This is a genomic window from Afipia sp. 1NLS2, assembly GCF_000178995.1.
Classification (GTDB): Bacteria; Pseudomonadota; Alphaproteobacteria; order Rhizobiales; family Xanthobacteraceae; genus Afipia.
The window spans coordinates 198,880-220,998 of sequence record NZ_ADVZ01000005.1 but is presented as its reverse complement, the minus strand read 5'-3'; the positions used below and the strand labels follow the sequence as shown (position 1 = coordinate 220,998).

General features: G+C 62.0%; 15 protein-coding genes, 2 tRNA genes and 1 pseudogene. 10 read left to right on the top strand and 8 right to left on the bottom strand.

Going from position 1 to position 22,119, the window contains the following annotated elements:
* The first annotated feature begins 7 nt into the window (after window positions 1-7).
* The 7 genes from AFIDRAFT_RS17190 to AFIDRAFT_RS17160 all read left to right on the top strand — a co-directional run bounded on the left by AFIDRAFT_RS17190 (window position 8) and on the right by AFIDRAFT_RS17160 (window position 6,842).
* The gene (locus AFIDRAFT_RS17190; protein WP_009340919.1) at window positions 8-193 is read left to right on the top strand and encodes a hypothetical protein; all 186 of its coding nucleotides are present in this window, start codon (window positions 8-10) and stop codon (window positions 191-193) included.
* Window positions 186-1,661, top strand: a complete 1,476-nt coding sequence (gene gatA / locus AFIDRAFT_RS17185; protein WP_009340918.1) for an Asp-tRNA(Asn)/Glu-tRNA(Gln) amidotransferase subunit GatA — start codon at window positions 186-188, stop codon at window positions 1,659-1,661. Before AFIDRAFT_RS17190 ends, gatA begins: the two co-directional genes overlap by 8 nt.
* Window positions 1,661-1,957, top strand: coding sequence for a hypothetical protein (locus tag AFIDRAFT_RS17180; RefSeq protein WP_009340917.1), 297 nt, complete (start codon window positions 1,661-1,663; stop codon window positions 1,955-1,957). Before gatA ends, AFIDRAFT_RS17180 begins: the two co-directional genes overlap by 1 nt.
* Complete coding sequence (locus AFIDRAFT_RS17175; protein ID WP_009340916.1) at window positions 1,957-2,253, top strand: chorismate mutase; 297 nt, start codon at window positions 1,957-1,959, stop codon at window positions 2,251-2,253. The genes AFIDRAFT_RS17180 and AFIDRAFT_RS17175 overlap by 1 nt, the downstream gene beginning before the upstream one ends.
* 98 nt (window positions 2,254-2,351) lie before the next feature.
* Window positions 2,352-3,743 carry a patatin-like phospholipase family protein gene (locus AFIDRAFT_RS17170; RefSeq protein ID WP_009340915.1) on the top strand — a complete coding sequence of 464 codons (1,392 nt, stop codon included), beginning with the start codon at window positions 2,352-2,354 and terminating at the stop codon, window positions 3,741-3,743.
* A gap of 52 nt (window positions 3,744-3,795) precedes the next feature.
* Window positions 3,796-5,280, top strand: coding sequence for an Asp-tRNA(Asn)/Glu-tRNA(Gln) amidotransferase subunit GatB (gene gatB / locus AFIDRAFT_RS17165; protein ID WP_009340914.1), 1,485 nt, complete (start codon window positions 3,796-3,798; stop codon window positions 5,278-5,280).
* Window positions 5,281-6,575: 1,295 nt separating this feature from the next.
* Window positions 6,576-6,842 (top strand): hypothetical protein, encoded by a 267-nt coding sequence (locus tag AFIDRAFT_RS17160; RefSeq protein WP_009340912.1) that lies wholly within the window; start codon window positions 6,576-6,578, stop codon window positions 6,840-6,842.
* 12 nt (window positions 6,843-6,854) lie between these two features.
* On the opposite strand, the gene AFIDRAFT_RS19885 is transcribed toward AFIDRAFT_RS17160, so the two are convergent.
* Window positions 6,855-7,067, bottom strand: a complete 213-nt coding sequence (locus AFIDRAFT_RS19885) for a hypothetical protein (RefSeq protein WP_009340911.1) — start codon at window positions 7,065-7,067, stop codon at window positions 6,855-6,857.
* Between the two features lie 216 nt (window positions 7,068-7,283).
* On the opposite strand from AFIDRAFT_RS19885, the gene AFIDRAFT_RS19880 reads away from it, so the two are divergent.
* A tRNA-OTHER gene (locus AFIDRAFT_RS19880) sits at window positions 7,284-7,379 on the top strand.
* Between the two features lie 52 nt (window positions 7,380-7,431).
* Window positions 7,432-9,231, top strand: a complete 1,800-nt coding sequence (gene selB, locus AFIDRAFT_RS17150) for a selenocysteine-specific translation elongation factor (protein ID WP_009340910.1) — start codon at window positions 7,432-7,434, stop codon at window positions 9,229-9,231.
* An 86-nt stretch (window positions 9,232-9,317) separates the two neighbouring features.
* On the opposite strand, the gene AFIDRAFT_RS17145 is transcribed toward selB, so the two are convergent.
* The 5 genes and pseudogenes from AFIDRAFT_RS17145 to AFIDRAFT_RS17120 form a co-directional block, all read right to left on the bottom strand.
* On the bottom strand, window positions 9,318-10,244 hold the full coding sequence (locus tag AFIDRAFT_RS17145) for a 2Fe-2S iron-sulfur cluster-binding protein (protein ID WP_009340909.1): 927 nt from the start codon (window positions 10,242-10,244) through the stop codon (window positions 9,318-9,320).
* Window positions 10,241-12,091: an NAD(P)H-dependent oxidoreductase subunit E gene (locus AFIDRAFT_RS17140; RefSeq protein ID WP_009340908.1), complete on the bottom strand. Its 1,851-nt coding sequence runs from the start codon at window positions 12,089-12,091 to the stop codon at window positions 10,241-10,243. Before AFIDRAFT_RS17140 ends, AFIDRAFT_RS17145 begins: the two co-directional genes overlap by 4 nt.
* A 16-nt stretch (window positions 12,092-12,107) precedes the next feature.
* Window positions 12,108-14,164: pseudogene (locus tag AFIDRAFT_RS17135) on the bottom strand (molybdopterin oxidoreductase family protein).
* A 191-nt stretch (window positions 14,165-14,355) separates the two neighbouring features.
* A complete protein-coding gene (locus tag AFIDRAFT_RS17125) occupies window positions 14,356-16,554 on the bottom strand; it encodes a tetratricopeptide repeat protein (protein ID WP_009340905.1) in 2,199 nt (732 codons plus the stop codon).
* Window positions 16,555-16,609: 55 nt separating this feature from the next.
* Window positions 16,610-16,701, bottom strand: a tRNA-Ser gene (locus AFIDRAFT_RS17120).
* Between the two features lie 607 nt (window positions 16,702-17,308).
* Between AFIDRAFT_RS17120 and AFIDRAFT_RS17115 the strand changes: the two genes are divergently transcribed.
* A complete protein-coding gene (locus AFIDRAFT_RS17115; RefSeq protein WP_009340904.1) occupies window positions 17,309-18,712 on the top strand; it encodes a porin in 1,404 nt (467 codons plus the stop codon).
* A 155-nt stretch (window positions 18,713-18,867) separates the two neighbouring features.
* Here AFIDRAFT_RS17115 and AFIDRAFT_RS17110 read toward each other — a convergent pair whose 3' ends face one another.
* Together AFIDRAFT_RS17110 and AFIDRAFT_RS17105 are read right to left on the bottom strand one after the other, a co-directional pair.
* Entirely contained in the window at window positions 18,868-19,758 is an 891-nt protein-coding gene (locus AFIDRAFT_RS17110; protein WP_009340903.1) for an alpha/beta fold hydrolase, read from the bottom strand.
* 68 nt (window positions 19,759-19,826) lie between these two features.
* A complete protein-coding gene (locus AFIDRAFT_RS17105; protein WP_009340902.1) occupies window positions 19,827-22,016 on the bottom strand; it encodes a lytic transglycosylase domain-containing protein in 2,190 nt (729 codons plus the stop codon).
* Window positions 22,017-22,119: the final 103 nt, after the last annotated feature.

Here is a 22,119-nt window from a genome sequence, read left to right as displayed (position 1 = left end):
GACTGCAATGTGCGAACTCTGCAGCGATGAAGACTTCTATCAGGCGTTCATGGACTACCTCGACGACATGGAACGGCAGGGTAAGACCCCGGACCCCGATGAGGGCCATGACATCGCGCTGAAAGCCTCCCAGGCTGCGAAACGAACCAAACGATCTCCTTTTATCTGCGACCCGATTGAGACGAATGACTGATCTGACTGCACTGACGCTTGCCGAAGCCAAAGAGGGTCTTGCGGCGAAATCCTTCACGGCACTCGAACTGACCGACGCGCATCTGGCCGCGATGGAGAGCGCACGCGTTCTCAACGCCTATGTGCTGGAGACGCCGGAGCGGGCCCGTGCGATGGCGAAGGACGCCGACGCCAAGATCGCGAAAGGCGAGGGCGGCAACCTTCTCGGCATTCCGCTCGGCATCAAGGATCTGTTCGCGACCAAGGACGTGCGCCTGACCGCGTGCTCGAAGATCCTTGGCGACTTCAAGCCGCCTTATGAATCGACCATCACCGCGCAACTCTGGCGCGACGGCGCGGTGCTGCTCGGCAAACTCAACAACGACGAGTTCGCGATGGGCTCCTCGAACGAGACCTCCGCGTTTGGCAGCGTCATCAATCCGTGGCGGCGCGAGGGATCGGATACGGCGCTGGTGCCGGGCGGCTCGTCCGGCGGTTCGGCGTCGGCGGTGGCTGCGGGGCTTTGCCTCGGCGCGACCGGCACCGACACCGGCGGCTCGATCCGTCAGCCTGCGGCTTTCACCGGCATCGTCGGCATCAAGCCGACCTATGGGCGCTGCTCGCGCTGGGGGGTGGTCGCGTTCGCGTCCTCGCTCGATCAGGCAGGCCCGTTTGCGCGCACGGTGCGCGACACCGCCATTATGCTGCGCTCGATGGCGGGGCACGATCCCAAGGACACCACCTCGGTCGATCGCGCGGTGCCGGATTACGAGGCGGCGATCGGCAAGTCCGTGAAGGGTATGAAGATCGGCATTCCGAAGGAATATCGGATCGACGGCATGTCGCCGGAAATCGACAAGCTGTGGGCGCAGGGCGTGGAATGGCTGAAGGCGGCGGGTGCGGAGATCGTCGAGGTGTCGCTGCCGCATACCAAATACGCGCTGCCGGCTTATTATGTCGTCGCACCTGCCGAAGCGTCGTCGAATCTCGCGCGCTATGACGGCGTGCGTTACGGCGCGCGCGTTGACGGCAAGACCATTTCCGAGATGTACGAGAATACCCGTGCCGCTGGATTCGGGCCGGAAGTCCGCCGCCGCATCATGATCGGCACCTATGTGCTCTCGGCCGGCTATTACGATGCTTATTATCTGCGCGCGCAGAAGGTCCGCACCCTCATCAAGAAGGACTTCGAGGACGTGTTCGCGAAAGGCGTGGACGCCATCCTCACGCCCGCGACGCCGTCGGCGGCGTTCGGCATCGGCGAAAAGGGCAAGGCCGATCCGGTCGAGATGTATCTCAACGACATTTTCACGGTGACGGTGAACATGGCGGGCCTGCCGGGCATCGCGGTGCCTGCTGGCAAGGATGCGCAGGGCTTGCCGCTCGCGCTACAATTGATCGGACGCCCGTTCGATGAGGAGACGCTGTTCTCGCTGGGCGAGACCATCGAGCAGGCGGCGGGGCGGTTCGAGCCCAAGAGGTGGTGGTGATGAGCATCTCGGATTTGAAGGCCAGCCTCGCGGAGGCCGCGCCACCGGCCAATTTGTCACAACCGCTGACGGCCCTGTGGTGGGTTGCGAAGGGAAACTGGGAACAGGCACACTCCCTTGCGCAGCAGACGCCGACGGCGGACGGTGCATGGGTGCACGCGCATATCCATCGGATTGAGGGCGACCTCGACAATGCGGGATACTGGTACGGCCGTGCGGGCAAGCCTGCGTCATCCGCCTTACTCGAAACCGAATGGGACCAGATCGCGTCGGCGTTGTTGGGCAAGCAGGATTGATGTCGTTCGAACCGAAAAATCTGCCGGAGCTGCGCGAGGTCATCGACCGGATCGACCGCGATCTCGTCGCGCTGATTGCCGAACGTGTGCGCTGCCTCGATCAGGTGATCGCTGTGAAACTCCGGGAGGGGCTTCCGGCCGCGATCCCGGAGCGGGTCGAGGAGGTCGTTGCCCATGTTCGCGCCGAGGCCGAGGCCGCAGGCGTGCCGCCGGATCTTGCTGAAATGCTCTGGCGCAATCTCATCGGTTGGTCGATCGACTACGAAGAAGGACATATCAAGAGCGCGAAATCCTAGGATTGGGGCGGGCCTGTTAACCCTATTGCACATCGGCCGCCGGTATTAGGAAAATAGCGACCCAACCTCTTAAGACTCCGCGCTTGAGGAGAGGTGGAATGTCGCGCGTGCGTTCAGTTTTGGGAAGTCTGTCGGTCTGTGCGCTGCTGATCGGCTGCGCCACGATTCAGAACGATCCGGTCAATCTTCCCGGCACGCCGTCGAACCTGGCCAATAGCCTCGGGCCCGCTTTCGAGGAAGACACCAGCGCGGATCAGACGATTATCGGCCTGTCCTTTTCAGGTGGCGGCACGCGCGCAGCCGCTTACGCTTATGGCGTGCTGTCGGAAATGGAACGGATTCCAATGCGCGGCGCGCAGGCCCCGATGATCGACCGGGTCGAATATATCTCCGGCGTCTCGGGTGGGTCCGTCACGGCCGCTTATTACGGTCTGAAGAAACGAGCCGGCCTCGCCGACTTCCGCGAGAAATTCTTGCTGCGGAATGCCGAGGAAGACCTGCAAACGAACCTGAACCTGGCGACACTGGGCCGGGCTTTCGCAGGCGGCATCAACGATTCAACCGGTTTTCCGCGCTGGCTCGATGCAAACCTGTTCCACGGCGCGACGTTCGGGCAGTTCCGGGCGATCGGCAAGCCGCGCGTCTGGATCAATGCGTCCGATATCTACAACAGAACGCCGTTCGTGTTCGGTGCGGTGACATTCAACGCCATCTGCAGCGACCTGTCGCAGTACCCATTGGCGGATGCCGTTGCGGCATCCGCGGCGGTGCCGGTCGCATTTGCGCCGGTTGTGATCCAGTCCTTCCCTCAGAAATGCAATCAGCCGTTGCCGGGCTGGGTGGAACGCGTCCGCCGGGACAGGAATGCGCAACCGCTGCTCACCAGCTTCGCCAATGCACTCATTAAATACCATGACGGCGCGGTGCCTTACATCAAATTGCTGGACGGCGGACTGGTCGACAATTTCGGATTGTCCGGCTTCACCATCGCGCGTCTGTCGTCGGATACGCCTTACGGGCCGCTCTCGCCAAGGCAGGCCGTGAAATTGCGGCGGGCGCTGTTTCTGGTGGTCGATGCGGCCGCGCCCGGACCGTCTCCGCAGTGGATCAATACGGTTGAGGGACCGCGCGGCGCGGAACTCGTCAAGGCCACCGCGGACACCGCTTTGGGGGCCAGCGTGGCGGGCAGCTTTACCGCCTTCAACAGCACTATGAACGACTGGCAGGCCGCCTTGGTGCGGTGGCGCTGCGGGCTGTCGGCGGCCGACCGCGCCCGATACGGCGCTGGTCCTCGCTGGAATTGCCGGGACATCAAGTTCTTTGTCGGGCGGCTCGGATTCGATCAGCTCGATCCGGCCCGCGCGCAGCAGCTCGACAATGTTCCGACCCGGTTTCACCTGCCGCGCGAGCAGGTAGACGACGTGATCGAGGCGGGCCGGGACACGCTGCGAGGGAGCCCGGTCTTCAAGTCATTCGCGGCGAGCCTCTGACGCCACCGCGCGGGGGTTTTCTCTTGTTCGCGGGCGCGGTAAAAGCCGCCCCATGAACGCAACCGTCGATCCCAAAAAGCTCATCAAGGGCGTCACCGGCGACTGGGAAGTCGTCATCGGGCTGGAAGTCCATGCCCAGGTGACCTCGAATTCCAAACTGTTTTCCGGCGCCTCGACCGAATTCGGCGGCGCGCCCAACGAGCACGTCTCGCTGGTCGATGCGGCGATGCCCGGCATGCTGCCTGTCATCAACGAGGAGTGCGTCGCGCAGGCGATCCGCACCGGGCTCGGCCTCAAGGCGCAGATCAATCTGAAATCGACCTTCGACCGGAAGAACTATTTCTATCCGGACCTGCCGCAGGGCTATCAGATCAGCCAGTACAAGTCGCCGATCATCGGCGAAGGCACGGTGCTGATCGACACTCCGGACGGCAGCACTGCGTCGGTTGGCATCGAGCGGCTGCATCTGGAGCAGGATGCGGGCAAGTTGCTGCACGACCAGCATCCGGCGATGTCCTATGTTGATCTCAATCGCTCGGGCGTTGCCCTGATGGAGATCGTCTCCAAGCCGGACATGCGCTCCTCCGAGGAAGCCAAGGCCTATGTCGCCAAGCTGCGCAGCATCCTGCGCTATCTCGGCACCTGCGACGGCGACATGGAGAAGGGCAACCTGCGCGCCGACGTCAACGTGTCGGTGCGCCGGCCCGGCGAGCCATTCGGCACTCGCTGCGAGATCAAGAACGTCAATTCGATCCGCTTCATCGGCCAGGCCATCGAGTTCGAGGCACGCCGCCAGATCGAGATCATCGAGGACGGCGGCACGATCGAGCAGGAGACCCGGCTCTACGACCCCAACAAGGGCGAGACCCGGTCGATGCGCTCCAAGGAAGAGGCGCACGACTACCGTTACTTCCCGGATCCCGACCTTCTGCCGCTGGAATTCACCGCAGCCTATGTCGAGGAACTGAAATCGCATCTGCCGGAGCTGCCGGATGAGAAGCGCACGCGCTTCATCGAGAGCTTTGGGCTGACGCCGTATGACGCCGGTGTTCTGGTCGCCGAGCGGGAGAGCGCCGACTTCTACGAGGCAGTGCTGGCGGGTCTCGGCAATGCCGGGCGCGACGGTAAGCTCGCCGCCAACTGGGTTATCAATGAACTGTTCGGCCGCCTGAACAAGGAAGGGCAGGAGATTGCCGCGTCCCCTGTCTCAACGGCGCAACTCGCCGCGATCGTCGATCTGATCGGCGAAGGGACGATTTCCGGCAAGATCGCCAAGGATTTGTTCGAAATTGTCTGGACCAAGGGAGGCGATCCGAAGGCTCTGGTGGAGAGCCTTGGACTGAAGCAGGTCACGGATCTCGGCGCGATCGAGAAGGTGGTGGACGAAATCATCGCAGCCAACCCCGACAAGGTGGAGCAGGCACGCGCCAAGCCGCAACTGATCGGCTGGTTTGTCGGCCAGGTGATGAAATCGTCGGGCGGCAAGGTCAATCCGCAGGCCGTCAACGATCTGCTCAAGAGCAAACTCGGCATCTGAACCCGCAGAACACGATCCAAAACGGCGTCGCGCGGCATTCGCGCGGCGCCGTTTTCATGTCGGATGACGTGTGTGAGGTCTAGATCGCGATTCGCGAATCGGCGGAGTGAAGTGCCGAAATGGACGCCGATGCGAGCGCCGATCGCCTCAAAAGCAAAAATCCACGAAAATAATTTCGTTGCCAAAAAATCCGACTCAGAGTCCGGGCGGCGCGTTTTTTCGTGCCGATAACGCACGCGCCGGACTTTCCGCATCGCTTCGCTGCTTTTCATGCGATGCAAGAAATATCCGTATAACAGGGGCTTTTTGAATTTCTTGTTGCGAGGGGCGATCGAAGGCATCACGCGCTGCTCTCGCGCCAGCGATGCGTGGCGATGTTTTTAGAGTCAGTGCAGCTGTCGCATCGTGTACTGTGCGTCAACACTTCCTTAAGCGGGACACTGTTTTTTTTAACGCGTTGGTGTAATCCAAATGCAGTGCATTTCGATTCCCGAGTGCACGACAGCGACAAAGCCATCTCATTAATGGAGGGCAACATGGCCAAGAAAGCGAAGAAGGCGAAAGCCAAGAAGGCGAAGTCGGCAGTGAAGAAGACTGCCAAGAAGACCCGCAAGGTCGCCAAGAAGAAGAAGTAAGGCTCCGCCTTACGGATTGCCGGCAGTTTGAGGCCGGCAACGTCATTAAGGGCCGGTGTCGACTTCGGTGGATACTTTCAGCCCGGATTGACGACAGAGGGTGTCGGCGAGACATCAGGAGAGACGGTCGGACAGGCAGTGAGCTTCTTAGCCGCAGCCGACCCGGCAGAAGAGCGTCAGCGTTCTTCGTACGTTGCGGATCATGATCCGCAGTTTACCGGAGCTTCCGGTTGAATCTCAATCCTGACGTGTTCACCGACGCCCTCGTTTCTTTATCGGGCCCGTTTTCTTGACTGGCTTCCGATATTGGCCTTGAGCCAGCTTGTTCCCGACAGATTGATCGTCTCCAGGACCTTTGTGGGGTGGGATTACTCGCGTCGTGCCTGTTTGGCCGATGGTTACCGGCTTCCCAAACGTTAGGCTGAATCCTCTCTGAACAATTCGCGAAGCTCTTGAAGAGTCAGGGATTCCTGCGGCGCGACGGATCGTGCGCCGCCGTGCGTTGAGATTCGATTCATCTCGATACTTAAACCACCCTTCAAATTTTAGCGGTCAGATCCCCCTCACAAGCCGATCAATCGGCGAGGGGATGTCAAAGACGGAATTCGGACAGGAGCCGCGGCTGGCCAAGTGCACACCCGGCACCACAAGGGGGGTGACATGTTTCAGATGGTGATCGACCAGACCGGCGCTTCGCCGGTGGAGGCAAGCGCGAACGGCGACGTGCTGTTCGACCTCGGGTTGATGTTCTCGACCGGCCGTGACGGCATCGTCGATTTCATTGCCGCGCACAAATGGTTCAATCTGGCAGCACTCAAGGGACGGGTGGATGCGATCCAGTTGCGCCGCGAACTCGCCGAACAGATGTCAGCGGAAGACATCGCGCTGGCCCAGCGCGAAGCCCGCGCATGGATGACGGCGCACTAAAGCCTTTCCCGATCAGATTCCGGACGGCAGGGCCTCGATCGCAAACGAGGCTGGTAGCTCGCCCGGCTGCGCGCGTTCGTGCATGGTCACGTAGGCGGCTTTCAGATGCCGGGTGAAGTGCGCGGTATCGATCCTGAAATCTGTCGCACCGGTTATTTCGGGCGGCACAATCATCGCTCGCACTATGGGTGCTAAAAAATCGCTGGGCAGCTCGAATATGCCCATCGATAGTCGCGTTCGATTGTTTGATAGAAAAAATTGCGTATTCGAGCGGTGAACGCGTGCATCTTGCACGGTTCAACTTCTTCTTGACAATCAAAGCGTTTCCCAAGCATTGCAGAACGCAATACCAACGCATTTTGTGTGCATTCGTGCACTGGTCAGGCATAGGCCTTCAAGGGAGAGTGCTCGACAAGATGAGTGTTCGATGTGAGAGCGCTCGGAGGTGTTTGGGTTTCCGGTGGTCCTCCCGGTCTTCGAAATCGGTGAGACCGGGTAACTCGGTCTGGCAGGTTCGTTTCCTGTCCGCCTTCGCCAATCGCTGCAACCTCGACGCCGCCGCGGTGGCCGACGACCCGCGCGACGAGCGATGACGACGCACGTCGTCGCGACGGCCGGTCATGTCGACCACGGCAAGAGCACTCTGGTCCGCGCGCTGACCGGGATGGAGCCGGACCGCTGGGAGGAGGAGCGCCGGCGCGGGCTCACCATCGACCTCGGGTTCGCCTGGACGACTTTGCCTTCCGGGCGTGAGGTCGCCTTCGTGGACGTGCCCGGCCACGGGCGGTTCATCCGCAATGCACTTGCTGGCTTGGGGACGGTGCCGGTGGTGTGTTTCGTGGTGGCTGCCGACGAGGGTTGGTCGGCGCAATCCAGCGATCATCGCGATGCCATCGCTGCACTCGGCATCAGCCACGGTCTGATCGTGGTCACCAAGGCCGACCGTGCGCCGGATCTCGTCGCGGCGACCATCGAGCGTGCTCACAGCGAACTCGCACACACAGGTCTGCGCGGCGCACCGGCGGTCGCCGTATCGGCCGTGCAGGGCACTGGATTAGACCACTTCAGGCAAGCCCTCGATGACGTGCTGGCCAAAGCGCCTGCGCCTGACGCGAGCGGCCGCCTCCGGCTGTGGATCGATCGCTCGTTCAGCGTTTCGGGGGCGGGCACGGTGGCGACCGGTACCCTCGTCGCTGGCACGCTGACCAAGGGTGATCGGCTCGTGGTGGCCGGCGATGGTCAGGAGCCGCGCGAGGTCGTCGTCCGCGCCCTGGAATCGCGGGACGCTCCTGCCGACGCTCTTCGTCCCATGACCCGGGCCGCGGTCAACCTGCGTGGCGTGTCCGCAGGGGACGTTCGTCGTGGTCAGGCACTGATCGCGCCAGACGCCTGGCTCATGGCCACGGAGGTCGATGTGCGCCGCATCGGGGGTGCCGCGCTTGATGAGGTGCCCACACAACTCACCGTGCATGTCGGAACGGCGACGGTGCCAGCCCAGTTGCGCCGATTCAATGCCGAGCATGCCCGGATCACTCTCGACTGGCCGCTGCCGCTGATCGTGGGCGATCGGCTGCTGCTCCGTCATCCGGCACGTCATCGCGTGCTCGGCGGCGTCGGTGTGCTGGACCCAGATCCACCGCAACTCGCGCGCCGTGGGGATAGTGCCCGGCGCGGGGTAGCGCTTTCCGCGATGCCACCCGAAGGCGACGTGCTGGCCAAGGTGGCGGAGCGGGGCGCTGTGGAGGTGGACTACCTGCACCGGATCGGCCTGGTTGGTCCCGATGCAGCGCCGCCCCCCGGGATCCGCGAACGAAGTGGCTGGTGGGTGCACCTTCCCACCTATGACGAGTGGCGAGGGCGGCTGCGGGCTCTGGTGGAGGATGACTCCCAGCGGGATCAGCTTACGCCCGGCGTTTCCCAAGGAGCGGTGCGCGACGCCCTTGGTCCGTCCGCAGCGCGCTTCATCGACCAACTCGTCGAGGACGCCGGCCTCGAGCAGCACCAAGGTTGCGTCCGGCTGCCGCGGGTGCGCGCCGACCTTGGCCGCGCCGAGGCCGGGGTGACGAAGCTCGAAGCGCGGTTGCTTACGAATCCCTTCCTCGCACCGTTGGCCGGCGATCTCGCCGCCCTCGGCCTTGGTATCCGCGAACTGGCCGCGGCCGAGAGCGCCCGGCGGGTGTTGCGTTTTCCAGGAGGTGTAGTGCTGCTGCCGTCCGCGCCAGAGCTTGCGAGACAGGCACTGGCGCAATTGCCGCAACCCTTCACCACCAGTCAGGCACGGCAGGCCCTGGGGACCAGCCGCCGGGTGGCGATCCCGCTGCTGGAGTATCTGGACGGACGTGGCTGGACGCGCCGGATCGACGAAGACCACCGCGAAGTGGTGCGGTGACCGGAGGCGAAAATATCAGCCCGTCAAAACGCAAAATGCCCGGCACGAGGCCGGGCATAGCTAATTCCGTTTAAAGCGGAAGCACTCTAGTCGTTGCCGTCTTCCTTGCGGCTCTGGACGTGCGTGAAGCCAAACCTGCCCTTGATGCACAGATTGCCGTGGTTGACTTCGTGATCGTGGGGCGCGGTCACCTTGACGATCTTGTTGTCCTGGACGTGCAGCTCGACGTTACAGCCGACGCCGCAGTAGGTGCAGATCGTGGTGGTCGTGGTCTGCTGCGCTTCGTCCCAAGTGCCTGCGGCTCTCATATCGTACTCGGACTTGAACGATAGCGCTCCCGTCGGACACACCTCCACGCAGTTGCCGCAGAAGACGCACGCGGACTCCGGCAGTTCGACCGCGAACTCCGTGGAAATCTGGGAATCGAATCCGCGCCCCGCGATCTGGATCGCGAAGCTGTTCTGCCACTGGGTCCCGCAGGCATCCACGCACTTGTAGCAGAGGATGCACTTGTCATACTCGCGCACATAGAGATCGTTGTCGATCTTGTCTGGCTGGGCCATCGAGGCCGCGACGCTGCCGTTTCCGGTGTGGTGCTCGCCCGGCTCATGAACATCACGGCGGAGGCTCGGACCAGCTTTCGGACCATAACGACCGGAGTCGACGCTGTAGCGTTCCTTCCACTCGGGAATCTTCGGCGTCGTGGACAGGTCGACCGAGGAATCGAGCAACTCCAGTACGAGGCGGCGGCTGTGCCGCACCCGGTCGGTGTCGGTAAAGACCTCCATGCCGGGCTGAACCTTGCGAGAGCAGGAGGGCACGAGGACGCGCGAGCCCTTGAGCTCGACCATGCAAACGCGGCAGGCGTTCTTGGGCGTGAGGGTGTCGCCGTAGCAGAGCGTCGGCGTGTCCTTGCCCGCAGCGTTACACGCGGTCAGGATGGTGCTCCCCTCAGGGACGCTGACCTCCTTGCCGTCGATGGAGATCGTAATCTGCTGGACGGGCGCGTTCATCGGCTTTTCTCCAGTACGCCGAGGCGGTCGATAGCCGACTCGACGGCATTCCAGGCAGCCTGACCAAGACCGCAGATCGAGGAATCCTTCATAACCAGGCCGACGTCGCGCAGCAGGCCGACGTTGCGTTCCTTGGCCGCGGTATCGCGGCCATTGCGCATGATGCGCAGCAGCGCTTCCTCCTGACGTACCGTGCCCACCCGGCAAGGGACGCACTGGCCGCAGGATTCGTCGCGGAAGAAGCTCGCGATGCGCAGCAGAATGGCGGGCAGATCGACGGTATCGTCGAAGGCCAGCACCACGCCCGAGCCCAGGGTGGCGTTGTTGGCGCGAGCACCCTCGAAGGTAAGCGGGATATGAAGCTCATCAGCGCGCACAAACACACCGGCCGCGCCGCCGAGCAGCACCGCCTGCAGCTTTCGGCCCTGCGGTACTCCGCCGGCCAACTTGATAACATCGCCCAGAGTCGCGCCGAACGGCACTTCGTAGACGCCGGGGCGCACGAGGTTGCCCGAAACACAGAACAGCTTGGGTCCGGTGGAGCCCTCGGTTCCGATCTTGGCGTACTCTGCGCCGCCCATCTGCATGATCAGCGGGACGTTGCACAGGGTCTCGACGTTGTTGACCACCGTCGGCTTGTTGAAGAGTCCGGCTTCGAACGGGAAGGGCGGCTTGGAGCGCGGTTCACCACGATAGCCCTCGATCGAATTGAAGATCGCGGTTTCTTCGCCGCAGATGTAGGCGCCGGCACCGCGCCGGATCTCCAGCTCGAAGCTCCACCCGGTACCCATGACGTTGTCGCCCAGGAATCCGCGTCCGCGGGCCCTTGCGATGGCGTTGCTCAACATCCGGTAGGCGCGAGGGTACTCGCCGCGCAGGTAGATGTAGCCCCGCTCAGCGCTGATGGCGTAACCGGCGATGGTCATCGACTCGATCAATGCGAACGGGTCGCCCTCGAGGATGGCGCGATCCTTGAACGTACCGGGCTCGCTTTCGTCGGCGTTGCAGACAAGGTAGCGGGGCGTGGCAGGCTGTTTGGCGGTGCTCTCCCACTTGATGCCGGCGGGAAACGCCGCCCCGCCGCGGCCCATCAGCCGGGAGTCTTTGACCTCGCTGATGACCTTGCCGGGTCCCATCTCGAACGCCCGCCGCAATCCGGCATAGCCGCCGGTCGCGAGGTAGTCGTCGATGCTTTCCGGGTCGACCTTGCCGACGCGCTTGAGCAGCATCAGGCCTTCTTGGCCGGCTTGCGGCACGGCCATGCCGGGCGGCGCCTCGGCTGCGAGGGCCACGGGACCGTTATTCAGCGCAAGGACAACTTCATCGGCAGTGGCAGGCCCGATCAGGTGCTCATGGGGCGGGTCACCGGCTTCTACCGCCAGCGCGGCAGGTGCGCGTTCGCACACGCCGAGGCAGGGACTGTGCTTCCAGCCGCTCATGGCGCCGGCCGGACCCAGCCGCTTCTCGAGGTCGGCACAGACCTCCTTGGATCCGCGCGCCATGCAGGCGATATCGGTGCAGACGTGCACGATGCGTTTCGGCCGCATGTTGGTGGAGAACATCGCATAGAACGTCGCGACGCTGTAGACGTCGGCTGCGGCTATGCCGAGCCGTTTTCCGATGTAGTTCAGCGCGCCGGGACTGATCCAACCGACGCGGTCATTCACAGCGTGCAGCGCCTCCATGACGAGGTGCCGTCGACTCTGCGAGCGGCCACTGTGCGCGCGCCGGTGGTCTTTCTCGTCGCGCTCGCCACCGTGCCAACCACTTTCACTGGTTCCAAGCAGCCGATCAACCGCGTCCCGTTCATCAGCGAACGGTTCGGCGTTGGAGAACTTCAGGTCCACAACTTATCCTTCCTACCTAGTTCGCGGTCGCGAGCTCGTTATCCTGGGGCTCGTGATCAGCGGTGTCGGCGCTCTCTTCGGGGAGAGGCTCGTTGGTCTTCTCTACTTTGACCGCTGTTGCCTTGAACTCGGCGGTTTTCGAGATCGGGTCGTTCGCTTCGATGGTGAGCGAGTTGGTGTCCACGTCGTCGGGGAAGTTGCAGGCCATGAAGAGCAGGCCGGGGCGCAGTCCCGGATCGATACGGGCAGGCGCCAGCACCGATCCGCGACGGGAAGTCACGCGGACCACTTCGCCCTCGTTGATACCGAGCCGAACCATATCCTCCGGAGAGATGTCGACGCAGCCGCCGACGCGGATCGGTGAGTTGAAGCCACCGGATTGCACGCCGGTGTTGTAGTCGGTCAGTCGCCGGCCGGTCGTCAGGCGCAGCGGGAACTCGTCGTTGAGCTTATCCACCGGCAGCTTGTGCTCAAGGATGCCGAATGGCGCCAAGCGTCCGCGCTTCGCGGGATCCTTTTCCCAGAGCCGGCCGTGCAGGAACGGCGACTCCGGTCCATTCTCGTCAGGGAAGGGCCACTGGACGCCACCCCGTTCTGCAAGCACCCGGTAGGACATTCCATGGTGCGCCGGCGACACCGCGCGCAGTTCATCCCAAATCTCTTCCGCGGTCTGGATCGGCCAATCGTGCCCCAGACGCTTTGCGACCAGACGGATGATCTCGATGTCGTCCTTCGCGCTTCCTGGTGGTTCCAGTGCCTTGCGCACGAGTTGCACCCGCCGTTCGCTGCTGGTGAAGGTGCCATCGCTTTCGCACCATGCCGCAGCGCAGGGGAGCACCACGTCGGCGAACGTGGCGGTCTTGGTGAGGAAGATATCCTGCACGACCAGATGGTCCAGGTTCTGTAACCGCCTGGCCACCGCCGTGGTGTCGGCGTCGGACTGCACCGGGTTCTCGCCCACGATGTAGACGCTGGTTAGGTGTCCCTCGTCCATCGCCTCCATCATCTCCGAGAGCGTCAAGCCGTACTTCGGAGGCATCGTGACGCCCCAAAGGCGTTCGAACTTCGCCCGATGCTCGGGATTCCCGACATCCTGGAAGCCGGGCAGGTTCCTGGGGATCGCCCCCATGTCGCCGCCGCCCTGGACGTTGTTCTGACCGCGCACCGGAACCAGGCCCGCGCCCCAGCGGCCGACCTGGCCGGTGAGCAGCGCGAGGTTGCACAGGGCCCGCACATTGTCGGTGCCGTTGTGATGTTCCGTAATGCCGAGCGTCCAGCACAGTTGTGCGCGTTCCGCCTTGGCATAGTCGTGCGCGAGCTCACGGATCAGATCCGCGGGCACTCCCGTCTCACGGGACGTGACTTCCAGTGTCCACGGCTCGCACGCGGCGATGTAATCTTCGAACCCAAGGGTGGCGTTCGCGATGAAGGCCTCGTTGGTCAATCCGGCGTGGATGATCTCGCGGCCGATACCATAGGCCAACGCCACGTCGGTGCCGACATCCAGCCCAAGCCAATTGTCGGCCCACTCGGCTGTCTTGCACCGGCGCGGATCGACCGAATAGACCTTGGCGCCCTTGTGGATCGCCTTCAGGGCGTGATGGAAGAAAATCGGGTGTGCTTCTCGGGCATTGGAGCCCCAGAAGATAATCAAGTCCGCGTCCTCGATCTCACGATAGGACGAGGTACCACCGCCAGCTCCGAATACCGTCACCAGACCGGCGACGCTAGGAGCGTGTCAAGTTCTGTTACAGGAGTCGATGTTGTTGGTGCCCATCACCGCCCGGGCGAACTTCTGCGCGATGAAGTTCAGCTCGTTGGTCGAGCGGGAGCAGGCGAACATGCCGAACGAGTCGTCACCATGGAGCTCGCGGTTCCGGCGGAAGCCTTCGGCGGCGCGATCGAGCGCCTCATCCCAGGAGGCGGGCCGCAGCACACCGTTTTCGCGGACAAGCGGCTCGGTCAGTCGCGTGTAGTTCTGCTTGCCTTGTCTGCCCATAATGGCCTCCAGAGTATTGGATTTCTTCTAATATACCACCGACCATGGATTATGGGATATGAAGGTGTCTTCACATGAGCCGTTTTAATTTGCTTATCCGATCATAAATCACGGTTCATGGTTCGGAAGTGCGCTTCATAAGGCGGCTAAGGCAGGAACAATAGTTTTTTCAAATTGAATTGATAGTCATTTCAAATTACTGCGCGTAATGCTCCCAGGGTAAAGCCCCACGCCTCGAGGATCGGCGCGTAAAGGCTTTCCTCGATCAAATCTTGGACGGCAGAGCCTCGACTGCGAAGGAGGCGGGCGGCTCGCCCCGCTGCGCGCGTTCGTACATGGTCACATAGGCGGCTTCCAGATGCCGGGTGAAGCGTGCGGTGTCGAACAGTGGCGCCGTGAGGCGGTTCCTCGCGAGCTTGTCCTTGGTGGCGGCGAGCAAAGCGGGGTCGCACGCCAGCTTGAGCGCCAGCGCCTCGTAATCTTCCAGCGATGTGGTGATGAGCTCCGGCATCTCGATGGCGCGGAGCAGGGAGGAGGCCACGCGGCTGGCGAAGCTGGTGCCCTGGCAGGTGATGACCGGCACACCGCAGCGTAATGCATCGCTCGCGGTGGAATGACCGTTCCAATAGTTGTTGTCGAGGAACAGGTCGGCGAGCTGCGTGCGCGCGAGATAGGTCGCATAATCTGCAAGCGGAGCGAAAACGAGACGCTCGGGGGAAATTCCGCGCGCGACAGCTTCCTTGATGAGGTTTGCCTTTGCGGTGGCGTTGCCTTCGAACAGCCAAAGGACGCTACCCTCGACCTGGCCGAGCAAGCGCATCCAGATGTCGAACACTTCGGGCGTGATCTTGAAGGTGTTGTTGAAGCAGCAGAACACAAGGCCGCTCGCGGGCAGGCCGACATCCTCGCGTGATGGGCTGTCGGCAACTTTCAGCGCGCCGTCGTTGGGTTGATAAGTGTCGGGAAGCCGAACGATCTTCTCCGAATAGAAGGGTGCGTGTTCCGCCGGAATGACTGTCGGATCAGCAAGGATGTAATCCATGAACGGCGCGCCGGTGGTGCCGGGAAAACCGAGCCATGTGACCTGAATAGGGGAGGGTTTGAACGCCATGGCGTCCAAGCCCGTGTGGACCGTGTGTCCTGCCAGATCAATCAGGATGTCGATTTCGTGGTCGCGGATGCATTGCGCAGCCTGTTCATGGGTCATCGAGCCGATGTCGATGAAATGATGGAAGGTGGATTTGATCCGGGCGCGTAGCGCTGATTCATCAGCGGCGGTGGAAAATCCATAAAGTTCGAAGTGTCTCTTGTCGTGGTGCCCGAACAGGTCGGCAATGACGTGGCCGACCGCATGTTCCCTGAAATCGGGAGACACGTAGCCGATGCGGATTTTCTCATGCGCGTAGAGAGGACCCCGCCAAACAGTCTCGATCTTCGGAAAGCCCCTTTTTGTGTGTGCGACAGCGCAAGCCAAATGTTGAGCAGGGGCCTGTGTGACGATCACGGAATCATAGGGCGTGATGTGGGCCGGATTCTCTTCGATCGCGCGCACACATGCGAGCCGGTCCTTTTCATAGCGATCCCAGTTGCAGGTCATCATCTTGGAGACGAAAAGCTGCCCTTTGATGCCGACTGTCTCGGGATTTGACCGGATAATTCTTTCCAGGATTGGAATGGTCTCCGAGTATCGTTTGGCCGTGAATAGAATTCTGCTGCGCAGGATGTCGGCCTCAACGAGGTCGGGCGCGGCAGCTAACGCTTGCTTGATTGCGATTAGTGCTTCCTCGTGGAGGAATCGCATTTCAAGAAGGCGGGCTTGCAGAAGGCAGGCTTCTGCGGATTTTGGTGCCAGCGTCAGGGCCTTTTGGGTGTGCGCAAGAGCGGCTTTGATGTCGCGATTTTTGCAGGCGATGTCGCCAAGGCCGATCCAGGCTTCCGGTGCCGAAGGGTGCAAAGTGGCGGCGCGCTCATAGTCTGCTTTGGCGTCGTCAAGCAGATTAAGGGCGAGAAGCGCATTGCCGCGATTGATAAGGGCCATCCATTCGTTCGGATCGATCCGGAGGGCTTGGTCGGCTGCGGTTTTGGCTTCCTCGTAACGCTTCATGCGTCGGTAAACGGCGGCCAGATTACCATAGGCGAGCGCATTGCTCGGATTCAATGAGATGGATTTGCGAAGGCTCTTTTCCGCATTGCTGAGATCGCCAGCCTCTCCCTGCATCCGTCCCAGATTGAGATAAGCTTCCGGTGATTTTGGATCGAGCCGGAGAGCCTTGGTGATCTGGCGAATGCCTTCCGCGAGATTCCCACGCTGGCCTTCGATCACGCCGAGCAGATGCTGAGGTGCGAACTGTTTTTTATCGTGCGTGAGAACTTCGCGGTAAAGCGAGGCGGCGATATCGAGTTGACCGGCACGGTGGGCCAACAGAGCGCGGTTGAAAATGTCATTGAGATCGGGACGCGGCACGTAATGAATGTCCCGTTTTGGAAATACGACGGGTATCGCCTTTAGATTAATGAAGTGGCGGAGACGATGGGATTCGAACCCATGATACCCTTTTCAAGGTATGCTCATTTAGCAAACGAGTGCCTTCAGCCGCTCGGCCACGTCTCCACGCGCCCGATATGCCTGACGATGCCGTGACCTGCAAGTCGGGATCGGCAGGTGACGATCAGCAGCGGACCGTTCTCACATTATAATCATGCACGGCGAAGATAATGATGAGGCCCACGGCGCATCCTGAAACAGGGCCGGACAGCGGATTCGTGACAAGAATGACGCCATGGAATCGCGTTGTTTGATTCGTGATTTCCACCGCCGCAGCTGTAGGCAGAGCGAGATGATGCAAAAATGCAACGCAGCACCCCAGGATCGTCGATATTACGAATACAATCTATATTTCAAATACTTACGTGTTTATCTCACAAAACAGTGAGTGTTTTTTGTGCAACAGTTCTTTGGAAACGATCCAAAGGCGGCCCGGATGCGGCGGGTCTTTGTTGCGTGCGTGTAGGCGTTGGGTAATTCTGCCTGTGCGACGGAGGGGGGCATCCCGAGGTCGTCCCGTTTGGAAGTTTCGCTTAAGTCGCTCGCGTTTGTGCGGGAGTGTCCGAAAGCGCGAGGCGACCAGGCGGTCACGGGGATCAAGGGGACCAAACCACAGGTGTGACTTAACACCGGCGGGCCGGAACCTTCCCTACACAATCATATTGGAGGTTTTATGAGCAAGATTAAGAGCCTTGTCCTCGGATCGGCAGCGGCAATCGTTGCGATCGGTGGCGCACAGGCGGCTGATCTTCCCGTCAAGGCCAAAGCGGTCGAGTACGTGAAGGTTTGTTCCCTGTACGGCGCTGGTTTCTACTACATCCCCGGCACCGACACCTGCATCCGCATCGGCGGCTATCTGCGTGCGGAAGTCACCTTTGGCGGGGCCCCGTCGGATGCTGTCTACATGAACGGTGATGGTGGCCTCCGCCTCCGCAGCGCTGGCCAGTATCAGTCCCGTGCCCGCATCATGATGAACGTCGACACCCGCACCGCGACCGAATACGGCGTTGTCCGTACTTTCGGTGCGTTCGGCCCGCAGTTCACCACGGGTTCCGCTGTGGACGCCACCGACACTCAGGGCAACGGCGGCATGCGCGTCGAGGCTGCGTTCGTTCAGTTCGCTGGCTTCACCTTCGGTCGTTCGGCTTCGGCTTACGCCCTCCCGTGGAATGGCGCTCCGGGCAACCTCAACTCGATCCTCATGGGCGGCCCGAACTACGACGCGGGCGTTAACAACATCCAGTACACTTGGCAGTTCGGCAACGGCGTATCGGCCAGCGTCGGTGTTGACCAGCAGGAGCAGGCCAACCGCATTGGCGTTCTGGCTGGAACCTACAATTTTGCTACGGGTGCGGCTTATACTAACAGCTATGCTGCTCCGACCGCTCCGGACGTCGTCGGCAACATCCGACTCGACCAGGCTTGGGGTCTGCTGCAGTTCTCGGCAGCTGCTCACGAAGTCACCGGTGTTTATTACACCCCCGCCACCGTTACGAACGGCCATCCGGGCGACAAGTGGGGCTTCGCTGTGACCGGTGCGTTGCAGATCAAGAACCTGCCGACCGGCCCCGGCGACGACATCAAGATCAGCGGTACCTACACCGAGGGTGCGCTGCGCTATGTGCTCGGCAATTCCGGTGCGACTCCGCGCAGCTTCGCGGTGCTTGATGGCGCCAGCTTTGCAAGCGTTCCGCTTGCCGATGGCGTGTTCGCCACTGCTCTCGGCAGCTCGATTGAGCTGACCAAGGCCTACGGCTTCAACGGCGCCTTCAACCACAACTGGAACGCCCACTGGTCGTCCAGCGTGTTCGGTTCGTGGTCGCATGTTGACTACAATGGCACTGCTACGGCGACCATTTGTGGCGCGACTCCGACCTGCAACCCTGACTTCAACGTCAGCCAGCTCGGTCTGAACACGACCTGGAAGCCGGTAAAGAACCTCGCTCTCATCGCCGAAGCGACTTGGACCCACATCGACCAGAATATGGTTGGTGCGACTGCCCTCCAGGGTCGTCCCGTCACTTACGGCGATACGGATCGGTACTCGGGTATCTTCCGCGTTCAGCGCAACTTCTGATCGTCTCACTTTCGGGTGAAGCCATCGAACGAACCCCGGCAGGCAACTGCCGGGGTTTTGTTTTTGATATGAGGGTTATGTGTAAAGCAAGATCGCTTGCTCGTGGCCTTCATGAGTTGCCCCAGCGCAGGCGGGGGCGACACCGAATATGTCGCTTAGAATCTGCCCGCGTTGTCGCATCTTCGACAGAACGCCTTGATCCGCTCCACCGTCGGCGCATCCGCGAGCAGCGGGGCGTGGCCTTGCAGGGGCACATCACACGTTTCCATGCTGGGTCGCCGCCGCTTCATTTCAGCGACGGACTCGCGCGACAACAGATCCGAGAGCTCGCCGCGGATCGACAAGAGCGGCACTTGCGCCATCTGGTCGAACAATTCCCATAGCGGTGACGGCGGCGTTTCAAGCGAAATGGCATCGAACGTCCGCGCCAGCGCGGGATCGTAAGTACGCGTCAGGCGGCCATCTCCATCCTGCCGGAATGCACGGTGCGCCCAAGCCTGCCAATCCTCTTCAGTAAGGGCGGGGAAGACGCTACCGAACAGCCGTTGCAGTCCGCGGACTGCCTCGCTCCACGTCTGCGGCGTGACCGGCGGGGCCAGATAGCCCTTGATCTTCATTAGCCCTTTGATGTCCAGTTCGGGACCGATGTCATTGAGGATGATGCCTGCGACAAGCTCCGGGCGCGTGGCCGCGGTCACCATCGAGATCAGCCCGCCGCGCGATGTTCCGAGCCAGATCGCACGGGAGATTCCCGCCGCTGCTGCCAGCGTCAGCACGTCAGTTGCCTCGATCGGCACGGTGTAGTTGGCCGGGTTCGGATCGAAATCGGACCTGCCACGGCCACGATAATCGATCGCGACCACGCGCCGTGGATTTTGCGGATTGCTCACCAGCGCCTGCGCGACGATATCGAAATCCTCCGCCGTTCGCGTCAGGCCAGGCAGGCCAAGAACGGGCAGAGCAGCGGCATCGGCAGGGCCGGTGGCGCGCGCGCGCAGCCGTAATCCGTCGGCGGACGTAGCGAAGATGTCGTGGAAGGCAGACATTGCAGGTGTACTTTCTTTCACCTCTCCCGAGTGGAGGGGCAGTACATCATGCCAGAAAGACGATGCTTTTACTGCATCGCGCCGCGGCGCAGGTCGGCTTCGATCATCAATTGGTGGCTGCCGCCGAAGCGGGCGCGATAGACCTGCAGGTTTTCCATCACGCGCTGGACGTAATTGCGCGTCTCCGAGAACGGGATCAGTTCGACCCAGTCCACCGCGTCCACGGTCGAGTCGCGCGGATCGCCGTAGCGCTCGATCCATTTCCGCACGCTGCCGCGCCCGGCATTGTAGCCCGCGAACGTCATGATGTAGGAACCGCGATAATCCTCGATCAATCCGCCGAGTTCAGCCGAACCGAGCGTGGCGTTGTAGGAGGGATCGCCTTTCAGGCGGGCGAGGTCATAGGTGCCGCCATATTTCTTGGTAACGTATTTGGCGGCGTCCGGTGTCACCTGCATCAGGCCGTAGGCGTTGGCGGGTGACACGATCGAAGGATTGAAGGCGCTTTCCTGCCGCGCGATAGCGAACACGATGGCCTTCTCCACCGCCGGTCCCATGTTGCGATAGGAGGGGATGCCGTTGACCGGATAGGCGTAGTGGTCGAACGGCAGGCCGCGATTGAGCGCCGCCTTTCCGGCCACCAGCATGCCGCGCGGATCGTTGTTGCGCTCTGCTACCTCGCAAAGTGCTGCCAGCGCGTCGCGGTCGGCATTGTCGCCCATGTCGGCCATGATCGGGATGATGTAGTCTTCCTCATCCAGCGCGTAGAGAATCTCGACCGCGCGCACGATCTCCAGCCGTTCCGCGCCCCGTGGCGTGACAGGCTTGCCGCTCAGGCCCAGTTGCGGCAAGTGCAGTTTCGCCCGCGCCAGCTGGCCATAATAGCTTGTCGAATGGATGGCTGCGGCCTGATAGGCGGCGTGGGCTTCCTGATGCCGGCCTGCGGCTTCCGCGGCGCGGCCCTGCCAGTATCCGGCCCGCGCCTTTGCGGTCGGGTTCGTGGTGTTGATCCCGATGCGGGCGAAATGCTGGGCGGCGGTGGCGGGATCGTTGAGGAAGCGCAATGCGATCCAGCCTGCGGTGAATTCTCGCTCCGTCTTGTAGATGCCGCGCTCGGGCACCGCCGCGTCGCGCGCGACACGATAGGCGGTGCGCTTCTCGCCGATGTCGATGAGCTTGCGCGCCAAGAGCCGCCGTTCGATCCACCATTCGTTGGTGTTGATGATGCGGGACGGCTCGCGCGGTGCGTCCAGCATCAGCCGCGCGGCGTCCATGATCTTGTCTTCGCGCCGCAGGTACTGGATCCGGCTCAGGATATAGAGCGGGTCGCTGTGCAGGTTCGCAGGCACGGCCGCGAGCAGGGCCTTTGAATTAGATGCCTTGCGATTGAGGCCGATCCGCGCCTTGACCAGCGCGACATAACCACCGCCGAGGTGCTTGGCTGCGCGCAGCGCTCCGTCGGAGTCGCTGCTATAGGCCAGCGTGTCCATTCGCCGCTTGAAATCGCCGCCGCTAAGGAAGGCCGAGAATTGCGAAAGGGCTGCCTCTTCGACGGCGGAGGAGAACGAATCCTCATGCCATGCCTCGCGCACCAGCCGTTCGGAGCGTGCGCGGTCGCCGCGATCGAGCAGCGCCCGCGCCAGGGCGAAGCGGCCCTTGGCCGTGATCGGCTGGTCATTGCCGAAGAACGACAGGATGGTGTTGTCGTCGCGCCGATCCTCCCAAAGAGCTGCTTCCCCGCGCTTGCGGAAAAAGGTCTGGCTCGGCCAGCTCGGATTTTCCGTGATGAAGGCGAGGTAGCGGTCGGAGGATGCGCCGTTATCCTCGCTGCGCAGGATGATCCATTCCGAAAGCTTGCGCGCCAGCGGATCGCTGATCGAGCCTTGCAGTTGTGTGGCATCCGACTGGCGCTTGGCGCGGACGAGCTCGATGATCTGTTCGAGCGTCTGCAGATCGGCCTTCGATGTCGTCGAGGTGGCGGCGACCGCGAGAGGCGCACGGGATTTTTTGGGTGTCAGCGCCTGCGGGGGCGGTGCTGCTTGCACCGGTGGCTTTGCCGCCAGCGGTGTGGGTTGCGTTCCGGAGAGCTTCGGCGCGGCCGGAAGCTGCGACAGCGATTTGGCAGTCTTGGGAATCACGCTGCGCGGCACGGGGCGCGGCTTCGGCAAGGGGACTGCAAGAAGGGCGGCAGGCGCAAGTGCCGCGAGGACCAGCGCACCACTCGCAAAGGCTGTGATTTTCAAGAGAGCAGAAGCCACGGCCGTCCTTCGCTGCGAATCACATCGTCGCCGTCAGCGACAGGTCTAATCTATTGGATTCAGACGCCAAACAGGAATTTGATCGGAACGGCCCAGTGTCCCG